The 18,095-nt window shown below is 72.0% G+C and carries 16 protein-coding genes; 8 read left to right on the top strand and 8 right to left on the bottom strand.

The window, feature by feature from the left end; translation table 11 throughout:
* Positions 1 to 72: 72 nt before the first annotated feature.
* The 5 genes from sufC to H7H31_RS27845 form a co-directional block, all read right to left on the bottom strand.
* Positions 73 to 837, bottom strand: coding sequence for a Fe-S cluster assembly ATPase SufC (gene sufC / locus H7H31_RS27865; protein WP_187061408.1), 765 nt, complete (start codon positions 835 to 837; stop codon positions 73 to 75).
* Between the two features lie 7 nt (positions 838 to 844).
* On the bottom strand, positions 845 to 1,180 hold the full coding sequence (locus H7H31_RS27860) for a non-heme iron oxygenase ferredoxin subunit (protein WP_176161022.1): 336 nt from the start codon (positions 1,178 to 1,180) through the stop codon (positions 845 to 847).
* Complete coding sequence (gene sufD, locus H7H31_RS27855; protein WP_187061407.1) at positions 1,177 to 2,355, bottom strand: Fe-S cluster assembly protein SufD; 1,179 nt, start codon at positions 2,353 to 2,355, stop codon at positions 1,177 to 1,179. The genes H7H31_RS27860 and sufD overlap by 4 nt, the downstream gene beginning before the upstream one ends.
* Positions 2,356 to 2,421: 66 nt before the next feature.
* Positions 2,422 to 3,843, bottom strand: coding sequence for a Fe-S cluster assembly protein SufB (gene sufB, locus H7H31_RS27850; protein WP_187061406.1), 1,422 nt, complete (start codon positions 3,841 to 3,843; stop codon positions 2,422 to 2,424).
* On the bottom strand, positions 3,840 to 4,556 hold the full coding sequence (locus H7H31_RS27845) for a helix-turn-helix transcriptional regulator (RefSeq protein ID WP_187061412.1): 717 nt from the start codon (positions 4,554 to 4,556) through the stop codon (positions 3,840 to 3,842). The genes sufB and H7H31_RS27845 overlap by 4 nt, the downstream gene beginning before the upstream one ends.
* A gap of 638 nt (positions 4,557 to 5,194) precedes the next feature.
* On the opposite strand from H7H31_RS27845, the gene H7H31_RS27840 reads away from it, so the two are divergent.
* From H7H31_RS27840 to H7H31_RS27830, 3 genes are all read left to right on the top strand, one after another.
* Positions 5,195 to 6,175 carry an ABC transporter ATP-binding protein gene (locus H7H31_RS27840; RefSeq protein ID WP_187118113.1) on the top strand — a complete coding sequence of 327 codons (981 nt, stop codon included), beginning with the start codon at positions 5,195 to 5,197 and terminating at the stop codon, positions 6,173 to 6,175.
* A complete protein-coding gene (locus tag H7H31_RS27835) occupies positions 6,175 to 6,975 on the top strand; it encodes an ABC transporter permease (protein ID WP_187064993.1) in 801 nt (266 codons plus the stop codon). The genes H7H31_RS27840 and H7H31_RS27835 overlap by 1 nt, the downstream gene beginning before the upstream one ends.
* Positions 6,976 to 7,083: 108 nt before the next feature.
* A complete protein-coding gene (locus H7H31_RS27830) occupies positions 7,084 to 8,103 on the top strand; it encodes a COX15/CtaA family protein (protein ID WP_187064992.1) in 1,020 nt (339 codons plus the stop codon).
* On the opposite strand, the gene H7H31_RS27825 is transcribed toward H7H31_RS27830, so the two are convergent.
* The 3 genes from H7H31_RS27825 to H7H31_RS27815 all read right to left on the bottom strand — a co-directional run bounded on the left by H7H31_RS27825 (position 8,043) and on the right by H7H31_RS27815 (position 10,808).
* On the bottom strand, positions 8,043 to 9,119 hold the full coding sequence (locus tag H7H31_RS27825; protein WP_187064991.1) for an amidohydrolase: 1,077 nt from the start codon (positions 9,117 to 9,119) through the stop codon (positions 8,043 to 8,045). The genes H7H31_RS27830 and H7H31_RS27825 overlap by 61 nt on opposite strands.
* Positions 9,120 to 9,330: 211 nt before the next feature.
* Positions 9,331 to 9,720, bottom strand: a complete 390-nt coding sequence (locus H7H31_RS27820; RefSeq protein WP_187064990.1) for a hypothetical protein — start codon at positions 9,718 to 9,720, stop codon at positions 9,331 to 9,333.
* A gap of 143 nt (positions 9,721 to 9,863) precedes the next feature.
* Positions 9,864 to 10,808, bottom strand: a complete 945-nt coding sequence (locus tag H7H31_RS27815) for a heme o synthase (protein ID WP_187064989.1) — start codon at positions 10,806 to 10,808, stop codon at positions 9,864 to 9,866.
* 441 nt (positions 10,809 to 11,249) lie between these two features.
* Between H7H31_RS27815 and tkt the strand changes: the two genes are divergently transcribed.
* The 5 genes from tkt to pgl are packed head-to-tail and all read left to right on the top strand — an operon-like array spanning position 11,250 to position 17,964.
* Positions 11,250 to 13,328 (top strand): transketolase, encoded by a 2,079-nt coding sequence (gene tkt, locus H7H31_RS27810; RefSeq protein WP_187064988.1) that lies wholly within the window; start codon positions 11,250 to 11,252, stop codon positions 13,326 to 13,328.
* A gap of 34 nt (positions 13,329 to 13,362) precedes the next feature.
* A complete protein-coding gene (tal, locus tag H7H31_RS27805; protein WP_187064987.1) occupies positions 13,363 to 14,505 on the top strand; it encodes a transaldolase in 1,143 nt (380 codons plus the stop codon).
* A gap of 2 nt (positions 14,506 to 14,507) precedes the next feature.
* Positions 14,508 to 16,043 carry a glucose-6-phosphate dehydrogenase gene (gene zwf, locus H7H31_RS27800; protein WP_187064986.1) on the top strand — a complete coding sequence of 512 codons (1,536 nt, stop codon included), beginning with the start codon at positions 14,508 to 14,510 and terminating at the stop codon, positions 16,041 to 16,043.
* On the top strand, positions 16,040 to 17,161 hold the full coding sequence (gene opcA, locus H7H31_RS27795; protein ID WP_187064985.1) for a glucose-6-phosphate dehydrogenase assembly protein OpcA: 1,122 nt from the start codon (positions 16,040 to 16,042) through the stop codon (positions 17,159 to 17,161). Before zwf ends, opcA begins: the two co-directional genes overlap by 4 nt.
* A complete protein-coding gene (gene pgl / locus H7H31_RS27790) occupies positions 17,158 to 17,964 on the top strand; it encodes a 6-phosphogluconolactonase (protein WP_187064984.1) in 807 nt (268 codons plus the stop codon). The genes opcA and pgl overlap by 4 nt, the downstream gene beginning before the upstream one ends.
* Positions 17,965 to 18,095 lie beyond the last annotated feature (131 nt).

Genomic DNA, 18,095 nt, shown 5'->3' with positions numbered 1-18,095 from the left:
TCGCGGATGGGCGAGGAGGCACGGCCCGCGGGTCGTGGATCTTCCGCGGGCCGATGGCCTCGCGTGCGGGGGTCACGAGTGCGCGCCGCCCTTCACGTACGCCTCGTAGCCCTCGTTCTCCAGCTTGTCGGCCAGCTCCGCGCCGCCGGACTCGGCGATCCGGCCCTGCGCGAAGACGTGCACGAAGTCGGGCTTGATGTAGCGCAGGATGCGGGTGTAGTGCGTGATCAGCAGGGTGCCGACCTCGCCGCTCTCGCGCACCCGGTTCACGCCCTCGGACACGACGCGCAGCGCGTCGACGTCCAGGCCCGAGTCGGTCTCGTCGAGGATCGCGATCTTGGGCTTGAGCAGTTCGAGCTGAAGGATCTCGTGGCGCTTCTTCTCGCCGCCGGAGAAGCCCTCGTTGACGTTGCGCTCGGCGAACGAGGGGTCGATGGAGAGCCGCTCCATGGCCTCCTTGACCTCCTTGACCCACAGCCGCAGCTTGGGGGCCTCGCCGCGGACGGCGGTGGCGGAGGTGCGCAGGAAGTTGGAGACGGAGACGCCGGGCACCTCGACCGGGTACTGCATGGCGAGGAAGACGCCGGCCCGCGCGCGCTCGTCGACGGACATCTCCAGGACGTTCTCGCCGTCCAGGGTGACGGTGCCGCCGGTGATGGTGTACTTCGGGTGCCCCGCGAGCGAGTACGCGAGGGTGGACTTGCCGGAGCCGTTCGGGCCCATGATCGCGTGCGTCTCGCCCTGCTTCACGGTCAGGTCGACGCCGCGCAGAATCTCCTGGGGGCCGTTGTCGGCCTCGACGGAGACGTGCAGGTCGTGGATCTCAAGCGTTGCCATGGGTGCCTCAGGACTCCTGGGTGACGGAGACGAGCACAGAAGCGTCTGGGCCGTCCCCTTCGATCTTGACGGGGTATACGGGTACGGGGCGCGTCGCGGGCAGCCCGGACGGCTTGCCGGTGCGCAGATCGAAGCTCGATCCGTGCAGCCAGCACTCGATGGAGCAGTCCTCCACCTCGCCCTCGGACAGCGAGACGTTCGCGTGCGAGCAGATGTCGTTGATCGCGAACACCTCACCCTCGGTGCGGACGATCGAGACGGGCACGCCGTCCAGCTCGACGCGCTTGGGGGTGTCCTCTTCGAGCTCGCTCAGCGCGCAAGCCCGTACGAACGGGGCGCTCATCCGACGGACGCCTCCAGCTCCGCCTCGATCTTGCTGAGCAGGCGTTCCTCGACGTCCGGGATGCCGATCTGCTGGACCAGCTCGGCGAAGAAGCCGCGGACGACCAGGCGACGGGCCTCATTCGCGGTGATGCCGCGCGCCATCAGGTAGAAGAGCTGCTCGTCGTCGAACCGGCCGGTGGCCGAGGCGTGGCCGGCGCCGACGATCTCGCCGGTCTCGATCTCCAGGTTCGGCACCGAGTCCACGCGCGCACCGTCGGTGAGCACGAGGTTCCGGTTGAGCTCGTAGGTGTCGGTGCCCTCGGCCGCGGCCCGGATGAGCACGTCGCCGATCCACACCGCGTGCGCGTCCTGGCCCTGCAGCGCGCCCTTGTAGACCACGTTGCTCCGGCAGTGCGGGGTGTCGTGGTCCACGAACAGCCGGTGCTCCTGGTGCTGGCCGTCGTCGGTGAAGTACAGGCCGTACAGCTCGGCCTCGCCACCGGGACCGCCGTAGATCACCCGCGGGTGCAGTCGGACCAGGTCGCCGCCGAAGGTGACGATGACGGACTTGAACGTGGCGTCGCGGCCCACCAGCGCGGTGTGCTGCGCGACGTGCACCGCCTCGTCGTCCCAGTCCTGCACGGAGACGACGGTCAGCTTGGCGCCGTCGCCGATCACGTACTCGATGTTGGCCGCGAGCGTCGCGTCGCCGGTGTGGTCGACGACGACCAGCGCCTCGGCGAAGTTGCCGACCTCGATGACCTGGTGGCCGTAGGCCACGCCGCCCTCGCCGTGCACGGCGATCCGCACCGGCTCGGTGAGCACCGTGTCCTTGGGTACGGAGATCACGGACGCCTTCTCGAACGAGCTGTACGCCTGCGCCGCGACGCGGTCCACCGGCTTGCCGGCCCGGCCCAGCCGCGGGTCCTCGCGGTCCACGGTCTCGACGGTGACGCCCTCGGGGGCGCTCACCTCGATCCGCAGCCCGCCCTTGGCCTCGGCGGTGCCGTCGTGCAGGCCCCGCAGGCGCTCCAGCGGCGTGAACCGCCACTCCTCCTCGCGACCGTGCGGCACCGGGAAGTCCGCCACGTCATACGAGGCGGGGGCGCTGACCCGGGCGTCGATGGGCTGCTGCGGCCCCCCGACCTGAATGGCGCCGTCGGTGGTGCTGCCGGCGGGAGTGTTCTCAGCCATGGCTGTCGTGGTGCTCTCTCTCTGCGTCAGAAAACAGGTGCTGCCCCAGTGGTGCGCGGGTCGGCATCAACCGACCGCGCCCTCCATCTGCAGCTCGATCAGCCGGTTGAGCTCCAGCGCGTACTCCATCGGCAGCTCGCGGGCGATCGGCTCGACGAAGCCACGGACGATCATGGCCATCGCCTCGTCCTCGGACAGACCGCGGCTCATCAGGTAGAAGAGCTGGTCGTCGCTGACCTTGGAGACGGTCGCCTCGTGGCCCATGGACACGTCGTCCTCGCGGACGTCCACGTACGGGTAGGTGTCCGAGCGCGAGATGGTGTCCACCAGGAGCGCGTCACAGAGCACGTTCGACTTCGAGCCGTGCGCGCCCTCGCCGATCTCGATCAGACCGCGGTAGGAGGTGCGACCGCCGCCCCGGGCCACCGACTTGGAGACGATGTTCGAGGAGGTGTTCGGCGCCATGTGCACCATCTTGGCGCCCGCGTCCTGGTGCTGGCCCGAGCCCGAGAAGGCGATGGACAGCGTCTCGCCCTTGGCGTGCTCGCCCATCAGGTAGACGGCCGGGTACTTCATGGTGACCTTGGAGCCGATGTTGCCGTCGACCCACTCCATGGTCGCGCCCTCGTAGGCCACGGCGCGCTTGGTGACCAGGTTGTAGACGTTGTTCGACCAGTTCTGGATCGTCGTGTAGCGGCACCGGCCGCCCTTCTTGACGATGATCTCCACGACGGCGCTGTGCAGCGAGTCCGAGGAGTAGATCGGGGCGGTGCAGCCCTCGACGTAGTGCACGTAGGCGTTCTCGTCGACGATGATCAGCGTCCGCTCGAACTGGCCCATGTTCTCCGTGTTGATACGGAAGTAGGCCTGGAGCGGAATGTCGACGTGGACGCCCGGCGGGACGTAGATGAACGAGCCACCGGACCAGACGGCCGTGTTCAGCGCGGCGAACTTGTTGTCGCCGGCCGGGATCACGGTGCCGAAGTACTCCTGGAAGAGCTCCGGGTGCTCCTTGAGCGCCGTGTCGGTGTCCAGGAACAGGACGCCCTGCTCCTCCAGGTCCTCGCGGATCTGGTGGTAGACGACCTCCGACTCGTACTGCGCGGCGACACCGGCGACCAGGCGCTGCTTCTCCGCCTCCGGGATGCCCAGCCTGTCGTAGGTGTTCTTGATGTCCTCCGGCAGGTCCTCCCAGCTCGCGGCCTGCTTCTCGGTGGAGCGCACGAAGTACTTGATGTTGTCGAAGTCGATGCCGGACAGGTCCGAGCCCCACGTGGGCATCGGCTTCTTGCCGAACAGCTTCAGGCCCTTGAGCCGGAGCTTCAGCATCCAGTCGGGCTCCGACTTCTTGTCCGAGATGTCGCGCACGACCTCTTCCGAGAGGCCGCGCTTGGCACCGGCACCGGCGACGTCGGAGTCGGCCCAGCCGTATTCGTACGTGCCCAGGCCCTCGAGCTCGGGGTGAGCAGTCTCCGTGGGGAGAGTCATGCGGGTTTCCTCCCGGACGTGCTTGCGGATGCTGTGGTGGTCTTCTTGGGGATGAACGTCGTGCACACCCCGTCGCCGTGGGCGATGGTGGCCAGACGTTGCACATGGGTCCCGAGCAGGTGGGAGAAGACCTCGGTCTCCGCCTCACAGAGCTGCGGGAACTGCTCGGCGACATGCGCAACCGGACAGTGGTGCTGGCAGAGCTGTTCACCCTGCTGAGGGTTGGGCGCGCTGCGCGCCGTAGCAGCGTACCCGTCGGCGGTCAATGCCTTGGCCAGGGCCTCCGTACGGGACTCCGGGGCCGCGGCCTCGACCGCCTCCCGGTACCCCGCCGCCTGCGCGGCCAGCCGCGCGCGGGCGAACGCCGCCACCGCGGCCTCACCCATCACGCCGCCGCCGGCCGACTGCGCGATCCAGCGCAGCGCGTCGGCCGCCAGTTGGTCGTACGCCTGGTCGAAGGCGTCCCGGCCGCAGTCGGTCAGGGCGAAGACCTTGGCCGGACGGCCGCGCCCGCGCGCGCCGTACACCCGCTGCTCGCGGGGTTCGACGATGCCCTCGGCGACCAGGGTGTCCAGATGGCGGCGGACCGCGGCCTGGGTGAGCCCCAGCCGCTCGGCGACCGCCGCCGCCGTCGACGGGCCGTGGTCGAGAATGGAGCGCGCCACCCGGTTACGGGTTCCGCGCAGGTCGTCGTGGGTGGATACGGGAGGCATGCCAGCCGCCGCGGCCGGCTTGGCCGCGGACCCCTGGTTGTCGCTCGCGTATTTCACAACGCCATTGTTGCGTAATTCCCGAGGCCGATACAACCCGCTCCCCAGGCGGCCTCGGTGGGGTGCGTCACTTAGGGAGACCTAAGTTGACCTGCGTAAACGATCACGTCGGCGCGGTCCCACCGGCTCGTTCCGCAGGTCGCGCGGGTGCGGCCGGATGCGGCCGGCCCCCTCCCCGCCCGCAGATCCTGACCTGCGGGGATGGGCGCGCGGCAGGCGATGACCCGCATCGATCGGAGCCGCCTCGCGCGCCGGGGCGCGCGGGTAGGGGCCGGCGCCCGCCGCTCAGCACCGGCGCGCGACCGCGGCGGACCGAGACGACCCGCGCGCCCGAAGGCGAGCCCGCAAACCAGCCATCCGCCGCCCACCCGCGGGTCGGCACGCCGCCGGTACGGGCGCACGGCCAGGTACCGGGCCCGTTCCGCGCCCGTGGCCCGACCCCGGCCCGCGCCCGGGCGCGCCGCCGGGACGACCGCACCTCCGCGCACGCCCCCTGAGCGCTGGTCGAGCGCCCGCCCAGCCCCCGCCCGAGCCCGGCCCTGCCGGCCGGCGGGCCCCGGGAGCTTCGTAGACTTCCGCCCATGCGAGACGAGCCCTCCCCCAGCCCCCGCCCCAGGCCCGCGCCGGGGGACGTCACCGGGGAGGCGCCGGCGGTCGAGGTCGTCGGCCTGGTCAAGCGGTACGGGACGAAGACCGCGGTGGACGGCCTCACGCTGTCCGTCGCGCGCGGCAGCGTCACCGCCGTGCTCGGCCCGAACGGTGCCGGCAAGACCACCACCATCGAGACCTGCGAGGGCTACCGCCGGCCGGACGCCGGGACCGTGCGCGTGCTCGGCCTCGACCCGCGGGCCGACGCGGCCAGGCTGCGCCCGCGCGTCGGCGTGATGCTCCAGTCGGGTGGCGTCTACCCCGGCGCCCGGGCCGCCGAGATGCTCCGGCACACCGCGTCCCTGCACGCGCACCCGGTGGACGTGGACGCGCTCATCGAACGGCTGGGCCTGGAGAGCTGCGGGCGCACGGTCTACCGCCGGCTCTCCGGCGGGCAGCAACAGCGGCTGGCCCTGGCCATGGCCGTCGTCGGCCGCCCCGAACTGGTCTTCCTCGACGAGCCGACCGCCGGCCTCGACCCGCAGGCCAGACGCGCCACCTGGGACCTGGTGCGGGAGCTGCGCGCGGACGGCGTCAGCGTCGTCCTCACCACGCACCACATGGACGAGGCCGAGCAGCTCGCCGACCAGGTCCACATCATCGACGCGGGCAAGGTGATCGCCTCCGGCAGCCCGGAGGAGCTGTGCCGGGGCGGCGCGGAGAACTCGCTGCGCTTCTCGGGCCGCCCCGGGCTCGACGTGGCCTCGCTGCTCACGGCGCTGCCGGCGGAGTGCACGGCCGTCGAGCTGGCCCCGGGCTCGTACCGCATCACCGGGAAGGTCACGCCGCAGTTGCTGGCCACCGTGACCTCCTGGTGCGCCCAACACGGGGTGCTGCCCGACCGGCTCTCGGTGGAGCGGCACACCCTGGAGGACGTCTTCCTGGAGCTGACCGGCAAGGAGCTGCGCGCGTGATGGCCGACACCGCTGAGACCACGGAGCCCGGCGGCGGGCCAGGCACCTTCGCGCCGCGACCCGGGGCCGCGCCGCTCGGGCGGATGATCCGCGCGCAGGCCGCGCTGGAAACCCGGCTGCTGCTGCGCAACGGCGAGCAACTGCTGCTCGTCATCATCATCCCGACCCTGCTGCTGACCCTGTTCAGCAGCGTGGACATCGTGGACACCGGCGACGGCGACGCCGTGGACTTCCTGGCGCCCGGGGTGCTGGCGCTGGCGGTGCTCTCCACGGCGTTCACCGGGCAGGCCATCGCGACCGGCTTCGAGCGGCGCTACGGGGTGCTCAAGCGGCTCGGCGCCTCACCGCTGCCGCGCTGGGGGCTGATGACCGCTAAGACGTGCGCGGTGCTGGTGACCGAGGTGCTCCAGATCGCGCTGCTGACGGCGGTCGCCCTCGCGCTCGGCTGGTCACCGCACGGCAACCCGGCCACCGTGGCCCTGCTGCTCCTGCTCGGTACCGCGGCCTTCTCCGGGCTCGGGCTGCTGATGGCCGGCACGCTCAAGGCCGAGGTGACGCTGGCCGCGGCCAACCTGGTCTTCCTGCTGCTGCTCTTCGGTGGCGGCGTCATCGTGCCGCTGTCGAAGTTCCCCGGCGGCGTCGAGGCGGTGCTGCACCTGCTGCCCGTCGCCGCGCTCTCCGACGGGCTGCGCGACGTGCTGCGGGACGGCGCCGGGGTGCCCTGGTCGGACCTGGGCGTGCTGGCCGCGTGGGCCGTGCTCGGCCTGGGCGCGGCGGGCCGCTTCTTCCGCTGGGAGTAGCCCGCCACAGGCGCCCGTGCCCGCCGTACGGAGGGGGCTCGGGCGGGACGCGCGCCGGGCGGGCACCCCTCGTGAATCGGTGCACAAGGTGCGGCCTACCATGATGTCGTGCCGAATTCGTGGAATCCCCTTGAGCTGATCGCCCGCCGCTGGACGCCGTCCACGCGCCTGGTGCGGCTGGCAGCGCTGATCACCGTGGTGATGGCCGTGGTCATCGTCGTGACCGGGGGCGCCGTGCGGCTGTCCCAGTCCGGGCTCGGCTGCGAGACGTGGCCCAAGTGCACCGACGAGAGCCTCACGCCCACCTCGGAGATGGGCATCCGCGGCGTCATCGAGTTCGGCAACCGGCTGCTGACGTACGCGCTGTGCGCGGTCATCGGGTTCTTCATCATCGTCGCCCGCGCCGCCAAGCCGATGCGCCGCCCGCTCACCCGGCTCGGCTGGTTGCAGTTCTGGATCGTGATGGGCAACGCCGTGGTGGGCGGCATCACGGTGCTGACCGGCCTCAACCCGTACATCGTCAGCTCGCACTTCCTGATCTCCACCGCGCTGCTGACGGTCGCGGTGATCACCTGGCAGCGCACCCGTGAGGGCGACGGCCCGGCCAGGCTGCTGGTGGCGCCCGCGGTGCGGCAGTTGTCGTGGCTGCTGGTGGTCGCCACCGGTGCGCTGATCGTGATCGGCACCGTGGTCACCGGGTCCGGGCCGCACGCCGGTGACGCGACGAAGGTGCACCGGATCCCGCTGGACTGGCAGGAGATCACCCAGCTCCACGTGGACTTCGTCTACATCGTCTTCGGCCTCACCGTCGCGCTGTGGTTCACGCTGCGCGCCGTGAAGGCCCCAGGGGCCACCTCGCGCACGGTGGTCGAGCTGTTCGTCGTCCTGCTCTCCCAGGGCGTGGTCGGCTACGTCCAGTACTTCACGCACCTGCCGGAGTTCGTCGTCGGCATGCACATGTTCGGCTCGTGCCTGGTGTGGATCGCGGTGCTGCGGGTCTTCCTCGCGCTGCGCGAGCGTTCGGAGGCGCCGGCCGTCCCCGCCCCCTCCGGTGAGCACGAGGCGCTTCAGCCCCGGGCCGAGGAGGGCGCGGGAGCCGAGGAGCCGGCCTCCGCCGGCAGCCGGTAGACCCGGCGGGCGGTGCCGAAGGCCACCAGGTCGGCGATCCGCTGCGCCTGCGGCGGCGTGCACACCCCCTCGGCGCACCACTCGGCGGCCAGGCGCGTCATCGCCGCCGCGAACTGGCGCGCCGCCACCACGTACAGCTCCGGCAGGCCCCGGGCGCCGGTCGAGAACAGCAGCTTCCCGAACGGCGCGAGGCGCAGCGTCTCCCACGGCGCGGGGCCGACGTCCGCGTACACGTGCGGGAACGCCGCCGCGAGGCGTGCCGCGCTCCGGTGCCCGCCGTGGCCGGGCAGCAGCACCAGATCCGTGCCGAGGCCGACCGTCGCGGCCAGGAAGTCGGCGACCCGGTCGGGCTCGGGGCAGTGCAGTTGGATCGGCAGGCCGGTGGTCAGCGCGCTCCACAGCAGGTGGCGCAGGAGCACCGGGTCGCTCGGCCGCGCCCCCCGCGCGCGGGCGCGCAGCCAGCGCTCCGCCGCTTCCCGCACCGCGCGGGCGTCCGGCGGCGCGGCGGGCAGCGGGCCGGGCGCTATGGCGAAGGCCACGGCCCGCCGCGCGGGCGCCCCGGCCAGCGCGTCGGCCGCCGCGGCGAGGAAGCCTCGGGCGGTGTGCGAGCCGTCGGCGACCTGCCCGGCGAGCGCCTGGATGGGGACGATCTCGTACGTGGGCGCGCCCGTGGCCGAGGCCAGCTCGGCGGCCGACAGCGGCGCCTCCACCGCGCCCGCCGCCAGCAGGTACGTACCCACGCCGCAGCCGCGCAGCAGCAGCCGGGTCGTCTGGTAGGCGCCGAGGGCGCGGCGCGCGGCGAGGTAGTGCGCGGGCGTGCAGTGCGGCTCGACGCCGAGCAGCGGCGGGCACCAGCGGCGTACGGCGAGCCCGAGCCAACTGTCGAAGAAGGTGGTGCCGGGCGCGGCGGGCCCGCGCGAGCCGATGGCAGTGGCCAGATGTGACTCAAATGCGCCGAGCCCGATGTCAGCATGCGAGACACCGAGGCCGAACTGGTCCACCAAGGGGGGCACCACGAAGCCCGGCTCCTCGTCCGCGACGGAGCCGGGCTCGTCCTGGGAAGCCGCGAGGGGCCGGTCCGCCCCCGCTCGCCGCGGGTGCCGAGGCCCCGGCGGGACGGATCGTCGCCGCTCAGGGCCGTCCAGCAGCATCCGCGTCTCCCTGCCCGTGCCGATCCCGGGCGGTCTGACGCGCGCGGGACCGCCTGAGGTGTCGGTGCGGGGAAGGCTACGGGTTGCGGGGGCCACCGAGCTGGATACCGGCCATCCGCGACCACTCGTACGGGCCGGTGCGCACCTGGGCGGCGAACTCGCCCCCGAAGTCGTCGTGCACGGTCAGCCCGGCCAGCTCGACGGCGCGCTGGGCGATGGCGTACGAGGGGGCGACCAGGTTGCCCCACTCGCCGTTGGCGCCGACCAGGGCGATGCGTACGGAGCCGCGGGCGATGTGCGCGAGCTGGCCCTCGGCGCTCCCGCCGTGGGCGCGCGCGAAGGCGTCGATCTGCTTGGCCAGTCGGGCCGCGTGCCGTTCCACCTTGGCGTCGCGGACGGCCTCGTCGGCCGCCGGCGTGCTCGCGTCGGCCCGCTGGGTGTCTTCGGCCTGTTCGGTGTCTGCCATGCCCAGGATGCTACCGATCGGTAGATCACCTTGGCGACGGGGCGGTCGCGTGGCCTGCGCCACGCGTTCGGGGCGGCGCCCCGGGTGCGGGCGCCGCCCCGAACGGCAGCGGTGGGGGGCGGGCGGCGGGCCCGCGCGGGGTCTCAGCGCAGGAAGGGGTCCACGGCCACGGCCACGAACAGCAGCGAGACGTAGGTGATGGACCAGTGGAAGAGGCGCATCTCCTTGAGCTTGGCGCCCGTCACTCCGGACTTGGCCCGCGACTGGAGGGCGTGCGCCTCCTTGAGCCAGAACGCGCCGAGCAGGACGGCGACCGCGGGGTAGAACCAGCCGGTGTAGCCGAGCGGCCACAGGGCCAGCGAGACCGCGACCATCACCCAGCTGTAGACCACGATCTGCCGGGCCACGACCTTGTTGCCCGCCACCACCGGCAGCATCGGCACGCCGACGCGCTCGTAGTCGTCCTTCACCTTCATCGACAGCGGCCAGTAGTGCGGCGGCGTCCAGAAGAAGATGACCAGGAAGAGGACCACGCCGGCCCAGGAGACGGAGTTGGTCACGGCGGACCAGCCCACGAAGACCGGCATGCAGCCGGCGATGCCGCCCCAGACGATGTTCTGCGCGGTACGCCGCTTGAGCAGCATCGTGTACACGAGGACGTAGAAGAGCAGGGCGCCCAGCGCGAGCATCGAGGACAGCGGGTTGACCAGGACCCACAGCCACACGGTGGAGACCACGGCGAGCGTGTAGGCGAAGACCAGGCACTCGCGTGGCGAGACCATCCCGGTCACCAGGGGCCGCTGGGACGTGCGGTCCATCAGCGCGTCGATGTCCCGGTCGATATACATGTTGAACGCACCGGCGCCGCCGGCGGACATGAAACCGCCCACGCACGTGGCGAGCACCAGCCAGAGGTCGGGAACGCCCTCGGCGGCCAGGAACATCACCGGAACGGTCGTCATCAGCAGCAGCTCGATGACGCGCGGCTTCGTCAACGCGAGGAACGCCTTGGCACGGGCCCCGAACGGCCGGTGACTGGTGCTCTGGGTAGAGAGCGACCCCGAAGGACGGGATTCGACGGCCGTCACGCACACCCCTGGTTTAGTGACATCAGCGGCGGTGAGCCGCGGGGAGACCAGCAAGCACCGGACATGAAGACCCGGTAAAGACTTGCGCGTACCACGCCACTCTAGACGTTGCCGCTCTCCCGCCCGTCGCCGGGGTGGGGTCGTGTTGGCGACCGGAGCGAGCCGCCGGGAACGCGCGGATCCGCTGCGCTCCGTGCGCTCGACGGGCGCTTCTCCGGGTACCCGGGCAGGGTGGAAGGGGGCCGCGGTACCGGCCGACGGCCCCGGCGACGACGCACGGGCGACACCCCGGGGAATCCGCGTGGCCAGCGGCTCAGCGCGGTTGTCCACAGGCTGTAGCGGTCGAATGGATGACCGCTGTCGCGGGGGTAGGCTCGGCCCTGCCCGGCGTGAAGAACCCTCACCGGCATTCGACCTTGTGGAGAGGAGCCCTGACTCAGGGTGAGCACCAAGCCGACCACCACAGATCTTGAGTGGACCGAACTGGACCAGCGGGCCGTGGACACCGCCCGCGTCCTGGCCATGGATGCCGTGCAGAAGGTCGGTAACGGCCACCCTGGCACGGCCATGAGCCTGGCTCCCGCTGCGTACCTGCTCTTTCAGAAGTTGATGCGGCACGACCCGACGGACGCGAACTGGACCGGCCGCGACCGGTTCGTTCTCTCCCCGGGCCACACCAGCCTCACGCTCTACATCCAACTCTTCCTCTCCGGTTACGGCCTGGAGCTGGAGGACCTCAAGGCGTTCCGCACCTGGGGCAGCAAGACGCCGGGGCACCCCGAGGTCGGGCACACCACGGGCGTGGAGACCACCACCGGGCCGCTCGGCCAGGGCATCGCGAACGCGGTGGGCATGGCCATGGCCGCCCGCTACGAGCGCGGTCTCTTCGACCCCGAGGCCCCGCGCGGCGAATCCCCCTTCGACCACACCATCTGGGCCATCGTCTCCGACGGCGACCTGGAGGAGGGCATCTCCGCCGAGGCGTCCTCGCTGGCCGGCCACCAGAAGCTGGGCAACCTGGTCGCGCTCTACGACGACAACCACATCTCGATCGAGGGCGACACCGCGACCGCGCTCTCCGAGGACGTGCTGGCCCGGTACGAGGCGTACGGCTGGCACGTGCAGCGCGTCGAGCAGGCGCCCAGCGGCGACTTCGACGTCAAGGCGCTGTACGCGGCGCTGAAGGCGGCCCAGGACGAGACGGAGCGGCCCTCGATCATCGCGGCCCGCACGATCATCGCCTGGCCGGCGCCGAACGCGCAGAACACCGAGGCGTCGCACGGCTCCGCGCTCGGCGCGGACGAGGTCGCGGCGACCAAGGAGGTGCTGGGCTTCGACCCGGAGCGGCACTTCGAGGTGGACGAGGCGGTGCTCGCGCACGCCCGCGCGGTCATCGAGCGCGGGCGCGCGGCCCGCGGCGACTGGGACAAGCGGATCCTGGCCTGGCGCGAGGCCAACCCGGAGCGGGCCGCCGAGTTCGACCGGATCAGCGCGGGCGAGCTGCCGGCGGGCTGGGAGAAGTCGCTGCCGTCGTTCCCCGTCGGCAAGGACGTGGCCACCCGCAAGGCGTCCGGCGAGACGCTCAAGGCGCTGGGCGCGGTCATCCCCGAGCTGTGGGGCGGCTCCGCCGACCTCGCCGGTTCGAACAACACGACGATCGACGCCTCGTCCTCCTTCCTGCCGGCGGACAACCCGCTGCCGGAGGCGAACCCGTACGGGCGCACGGTGCACTTCGGCATCCGTGAGCACGCCATGGGCTCGACCATGAACGGCATCGCGCTGCACGGCAACACGCGTGTCTACGGCGGCACCTTCCTGGTCTTCTCCGACTACATGCGCCCGGCGGTGCGGCTCGCCGCGCTGATGAGGCTGCCGGTCACCTACGTGTGGACGCACGACTCCATCGGTCTCGGCGAGGACGGCCCGACCCACCAGCCCGTCGAGCACATGTCCGCGCTGCGCGCCATCCCGGGCCTGAACATGGTCCGTCCGGCCGACGCGAACGAGACGGCGATCGCCTGGCGCGAGATCCTGCGCCGCCACCACGACAAGCCGGCGCCGCACGGTCTCGCCCTGACGCGGCAGAACGTCCCCACCTACGAGGCCAACGAGAACACGGCCAAGGGCGGGTACGTGCTGCGTGAGGCCGAGGGCGGCCAGGCCAAGGTGATCCTCATCGCCACCGGCTCCGAGGTGCAGCTCGCCGTCGAGGCGCGCGAGCAGCTCCAGTCGGCCGGCGTGCCGACCCGCGTGGTGTCGATGCCGTCGGTCGAGTGGTTCGAGGAGCAGGACCAGGCGTACCGGGACAGCGTGCTGACGCCGACCGTCAAGGCCCGGGTCGCGGTCGAGGCCGGGATCGGCCTGACCTGGTACCGCTTCGTGGGCGACCACGGGCGCGTCGTCTCCCTCGAGCACTACGGCGCCTCGGCCGACTACAAGGTGCTGTTCCACGAGTTCGGCATCACCGCGGACGCGGTGGTCCAGGCCGCGCGGGAATCCCTCGACGCCGCCGCGCGCTGACGCTCGTATACGACTAGTAGGAGTTGCAATTCCCATGACAGACGCACTCAAGCGCCTCTCGGACGCAGGCGTCGCGATCTGGCTGGACGACCTGTCCCGCAAGCGGATCACCTCCGGCAACCTCGCCGAGCTGATCGACCAGCAGCACGTCGTCGGCGTCACGACCAACCCGTCGATCTTCCAGAAGGCCATCTCCCAGGGCGACGGGTACGAGCAGCAGCTCGCCGACCTCGCGGTGCGCGGGGTGACCGTCGAAGAGGCCGTCCGCATGATCACCACGGCGGACGTCCGGGACGCCGCCGACATCCTGCGGCCGGTCTTCGACACGACCGAGGGGCAGGACGGCCGGGTCTCCATCGAGGTGGACCCGCGCATGGCGCACCGTACGGACGCCACCGTCGCCGAGGCCAAGCAGCTCGCCTGGCTGGTGGACCGGCCGAACACGCTGATCAAGATCCCGGCCACCAAGGCGGGCCTGCCGGCGATCACCGAGACCATCGGCCGCGGCATCAGCGTCAACGTCACCCTGATCTTCTCCCTCGAGCGGTACCGCGAGGTCATGGACGCCTACCTGGCGGGCCTGGAGAAGGCCAAGGCCGCCGGGCTCGACCTCGCCAAGATCCACTCGGTGGCGTCGTTCTTCGTCTCCCGGGTCGACACCGAGATCGACAAGCGCCTGGACGGCCTGGGCACCGAGGAGGCCAAGAAGCTCAAGGGCAAGGCCGCCCTCGCCAACGCCCGGCTCGCCTACCAGGCGTACGAGGAGGTCTTCGGCTCCGTGGACGGCTCAATCGCGCCGTCGGAGCGGTTCGCCGCGCTGGACAAGGCGCACGCCAACCGGCAGCGCCCGCTGTGGGCGTCGACCGGCGTGAAGGACCCGGCGTACAAGGACACGCTGTACGTGGACGACCTGGTCGCCCCGGGCACGGTCAACACCATGCCGGAGGCCACGCTGGAGGCCGCCGCCGAGCGCGGCGAGATCACCGGCGACACCGTGCGCGCCACCTACGAGCAGTCGCAGGCCGACCTGGACGCCCTCGCCGGCCTCGGCGTCAGCTACGACGACGTCGTGCGGGTACTCGAAGAGGAGGGCGTCGAGAAGTTCGAGGCGTCCTGGACCGACCTGCTGAAGTCCACCGAGGCGGAGCTCAAGCGCCTCACTCCGGCAAAGGACTGACCTTGTCTCAACCCGCACGCGGCGACAACCCGCTGCGTGACGCTCAGGACCGACGGCTCCCGCGCATCGCGGGGCCGTCGGGCCTGGTCATCTTCGGCGTCACGGGCGATTTGTCGCGTAAAAAGCTGATGCCAGCCGTTTACGATCTGGCCAATCGCGGACTGCTGCCCCCGGGCTTCTCCCTCATCGGGTTCGCCCGGCGCGACTGGGAGGACGAGGACTTCGCCCAGGTCGTGCACGACGCGGTCAAGGAGCACGCCAGGACGCCCTTCCGCGAGGAGGTCTGGCAGCAGTTGGCCGAGGGCTTCCGCTTCGTCTCCGGCGAGTTCTCCGACGACGAGGCGTTCAAGCAGCTCAAGGCCACCATCGAGGAGCTGGACGCGGCGCGCGGCACGGGTGGCAACTTCGCCTTCTACCTGTCGGTGCCGCCCAAGTTCTTCCCCACCGTCGTCGAGCAGCTCAAGGAGCACGGCCTGTCCGAGGGCCAGGGCGACTCCTGGCGGCGCGCGGTCATCGAGAAGCCCTTCGGGCACGACCTGGCCAGCGCGCAGGAGCTCAACCAGGTCGTGCACCAGGTCTTCCGGCCGAGCGACGTCTTCCGCATCGACCACTACCTGGGCAAGGAGACGGTCCAGAACATCCTGGCGCTGCGCTTCGCCAACACGATGTTCGAGCCGCTGTGGAACCGCTCGTACGTGGACCACGTGCAGATCACCATGGCCGAGGACATCGGCATCGGCGGCCGGGCCGGGTACTACGACGGCATCGGCTCCGCGCGCGACGTCATCCAGAACCACCTGCTCCAACTCCTCGCGCTGACCGCCATGGAGGAGCCGGCCTCCTTCGACGCGAAGGCCCTGGTCACCGAGAAGCTCAAGGTGCTCACGGCCGTCAAGCTGCCGCACGACCTGGGCCGGCACACCGTGCGCGGCCAGTACACGCACGGCTGGCAGGGCGGCACCGAGGTCTGCGGCTACCTCGAGGAAGAGGGCATCGACCCGCAGTCCAAGACGGACACGTACGCCGCCATCAAGCTGGGCATCGACAACCGCCGCTGGGCGGGCGTCCCGTTCTACCTGCGCACCGGCAAGCGCCTCGGCCGTCGGGTCACCGAGATCGCGGTGGTCTTCCAGCGCGCCCCGCACTCCCCCTTCGACACCACCGACACCCAGGAGCTGGGGCAGAACGCCCTGGTTATCCGGGTGCAGCCGGACGAGGGCGTGACGATCCGGTTCGGCTCCAAGGTGCCCGGCACCTCGATGGAGATCCGGGACGTGACCATGGACTTCGCCTACGGCGAGTCCTTCACGGAGTCCAGCCCGGAGGCGTACGAGCGACTGCTGCTCGACGTGCTGCTCGGCGACGCCAACCTCTTCCCCCGCCACCAGGAGGTCGAGGAGTCCTGGCGCATCCTCGACCCGATCGAGGCGTACTGGGACCGGCACGGCAGGCCGGAGGAGTACACCGCCGGGACCTGGGGTCCCAAGGCGGCGGACGAGATGCTCGCACGAGACGGACGGAGCTGGCGGCGGCCATGAACATCGATCTCACGGACACCACGTCCAGCCAGATCAACTCCGCACTGGTGCGGGCGCGCCGGGCCAGCGGGACGCCGGCGGTCGGGATGGTGCTCACGTTGGTGATCGTCACCGACGAGGGCAACCACTACGACGCGCTCAAGGCCGCGAGCGAGGCGTCCAAGGAACACCCCTCGCGCATCCTGGTCGTCATCCGCCGGCCCGGGCGCTCGCCACGCGACCGCAAGATCGCCCGGCTCGACGCCGAGGTCCGGGTGGGCGGCGAGAGCAACACCGGCGAAACGGTGCTGCTGCGCCTGCACGGCGAGTTGGCCAGCCACGCCCACTCGGCCGTGCTGCCGCTGCTGCTGCCCGACGCGCCGGTCGTGGTCTGGTGGCCGGAGGACGCGCCGGAGCACCCGAGCGACGACCTGCTCGGCCAGCTCGCCGCGCGCCGCATCACCGACGCCCAGGCCACCGAGGACCCGGTCGCGACGCTCGCCCTGCGGGCGGGCACCTACACCCCCGGCGACACGGACCTGGCCTGGACCCGGATCACCCCCTGGCGCAGCGTGCTGGCGGCGGCCCTGGACCAGAAGCACGCGCCGATCACCTCGGCCTCGGTCGAGGGCGAGGCGTACAACCCGAGCAGCGAGCTGCTCGCGTTGTGGCTCGCCGATCGGCTGGGGGTGCCGGTGGAGCGGACCGTCTCGGAGGGGCCCGGCCTCACGGCGGTGCGCCTGGAGACGGCCGACGGCACGATCTGCCTCGACCGCGCGGACGGCTCGCTGGCCGAGCTGGCGATGCCGGGCCAGCCCGACCGGCACGTGGCGCTGCACCGGCGCGACACCGCCGAGCTGATCGCCGAGGAGCTGCGGCGCCTGGACCCGGACGAGACGTACGCTGCGGCCGTCAAGTACGGCGTGCAGCGGCTGGGCTCGGGCGCCTCGGCGACCAAGGGCGCCGCCAAGGCCGGCGCCGCGCGCGGCGAGTCGGCCGCGCCCGCCGCGCCGACGCAGGCCGCGTCGGAGGGTGCGTCGGACGGTTCGCCGGAGGGCGAGGGCGGGGCCGAGACCCCGGCCAAGTCCGGTAAGAAGAAGGCGTCCTCGGCCACGGCCAGGAAGGCGGCGTCCACGTGAGCGCGCCGCAGATCGTGGTCCACCGCGACAAGGAGCTGATGGCCCGGGCCGCAGCCGCCCGGCTGATCACCCGGGTGGTCGACGCGCAGGCCGCCCGGGGTTCGGCCTCGGTCGTGCTCACCGGTGGCCGCAACGGCAACGGGCTGCTGGCTGCGCTGGCCGAGTCGCCGGCGCGGGACGCGATCGACTGGTCGCGGCTCGACCTGTGGTGGGGCGACGAGCGGTTCCTGCCCGAGGGCGACCCGGAGCGCAACGTGACCCAGGCCCGCCAAGCGCTGCTGGACGCGGTGCCGCTCGACCCGGCCCGGGTGCACCCGATGCCGGCGTCCAACGGCACCTACACCGGGGACGCCGACGGGGCGGCCGCCGCGTACGCCGCGGAGCTGGCCACCGCCGCCGCGCGGGAGACCGCGTCGCCGCCGGCGGGCGCCGGCGGTCGCGGCGTACCGGCCTTCGACGTGCTGCTCCTCGGCGTCGGCCCGGACACGCACGTGGCCTCGCTCTTCCCGGAGTTGCCCGCGGTGCGGGAGACCGAGCGGACGGTGGTCGGCGTGCACGGCGCGCCCAAGCCGCCGCCCACCCGGATCTCCCTGACGCTGCCGGCGATCCGCGCGGCCCGTGAGGTGTGGCTGCTCGCCGCGGGCGGCGACAAGGCGAAGGCCGTGGCCATAGCCCTGTCGGGCGCCGGCGAGGTGCAGGCCCCGGCCGCGGGCGCGCGCGGGCAGAGCCGCACCCTGTGGCTCCTCGACCAGAGCGCGGCGGCCGAGCTGCCTCGCGGCCTGTACCCACCGTCGTCGCCCTGAGCGACCGCGTCGCTCGGGACGGCTCGGGCCCTCCGCCCGGCCGCCGCGCGAGCGACGCGAAAGCGCCCGGCCGTCGTCCCCTGCGCGGGGTGGCGGCCGGGCGTTTTCGCAGCCGCGCGGTCTGGCTACCG

The sequence above is a fragment of the Streptomyces buecherae genome (genome assembly GCF_014295035.1).
Lineage (GTDB): Bacteria > Actinomycetota > Actinomycetes > Streptomycetales > Streptomycetaceae > Streptomyces > Streptomyces youssoufiensis.
The sequence above is the reverse complement of the archived record's forward strand: the minus strand, read 5'-3'. Positions and strand labels throughout refer to the sequence as shown.

Excerpts from the sequence above, each read along its gene's own strand:
- H7H31_RS27860 (WP_176161022.1), bottom strand. The coding sequence starts at position 1,180 with ATGAGCGCCCCGTTCGTACGGGCTTGCGCGCTGAGCGAGCTCGAAGAG.
- H7H31_RS27820 (WP_187064990.1), bottom strand. The coding sequence starts at position 9,720 with ATGGCAGACACCGAACAGGCCGAAGACACCCAGCGGGCCGACGCGAGC.
- opcA (WP_187064985.1), top strand. The coding sequence starts at position 16,040 with ATGAACATCGATCTCACGGACACCACGTCCAGCCAGATCAACTCCGCA.
- sufD (WP_187061407.1), bottom strand. The coding sequence starts at position 2,355 with ATGGCTGAGAACACTCCCGCCGGCAGCACCACCGACGGCGCCATTCAG.
- H7H31_RS27845 (WP_187061412.1), bottom strand. The coding sequence starts at position 4,556 with ATGCCTCCCGTATCCACCCACGACGACCTGCGCGGAACCCGTAACCGG.
- tal (WP_187064987.1), top strand. The coding sequence starts at position 13,363 with ATGACAGACGCACTCAAGCGCCTCTCGGACGCAGGCGTCGCGATCTGG.
- sufC (WP_187061408.1), bottom strand. The coding sequence starts at position 837 with ATGGCAACGCTTGAGATCCACGACCTGCACGTCTCCGTCGAGGCCGAC.
- H7H31_RS27835 (WP_187064993.1), top strand. The coding sequence starts at position 6,175 with ATGGCCGACACCGCTGAGACCACGGAGCCCGGCGGCGGGCCAGGCACC.
- sufB (WP_187061406.1), bottom strand. The coding sequence starts at position 3,843 with ATGACTCTCCCCACGGAGACTGCTCACCCCGAGCTCGAGGGCCTGGGC.
- H7H31_RS27840 (WP_187118113.1), top strand. The coding sequence starts at position 5,195 with ATGCGAGACGAGCCCTCCCCCAGCCCCCGCCCCAGGCCCGCGCCGGGG.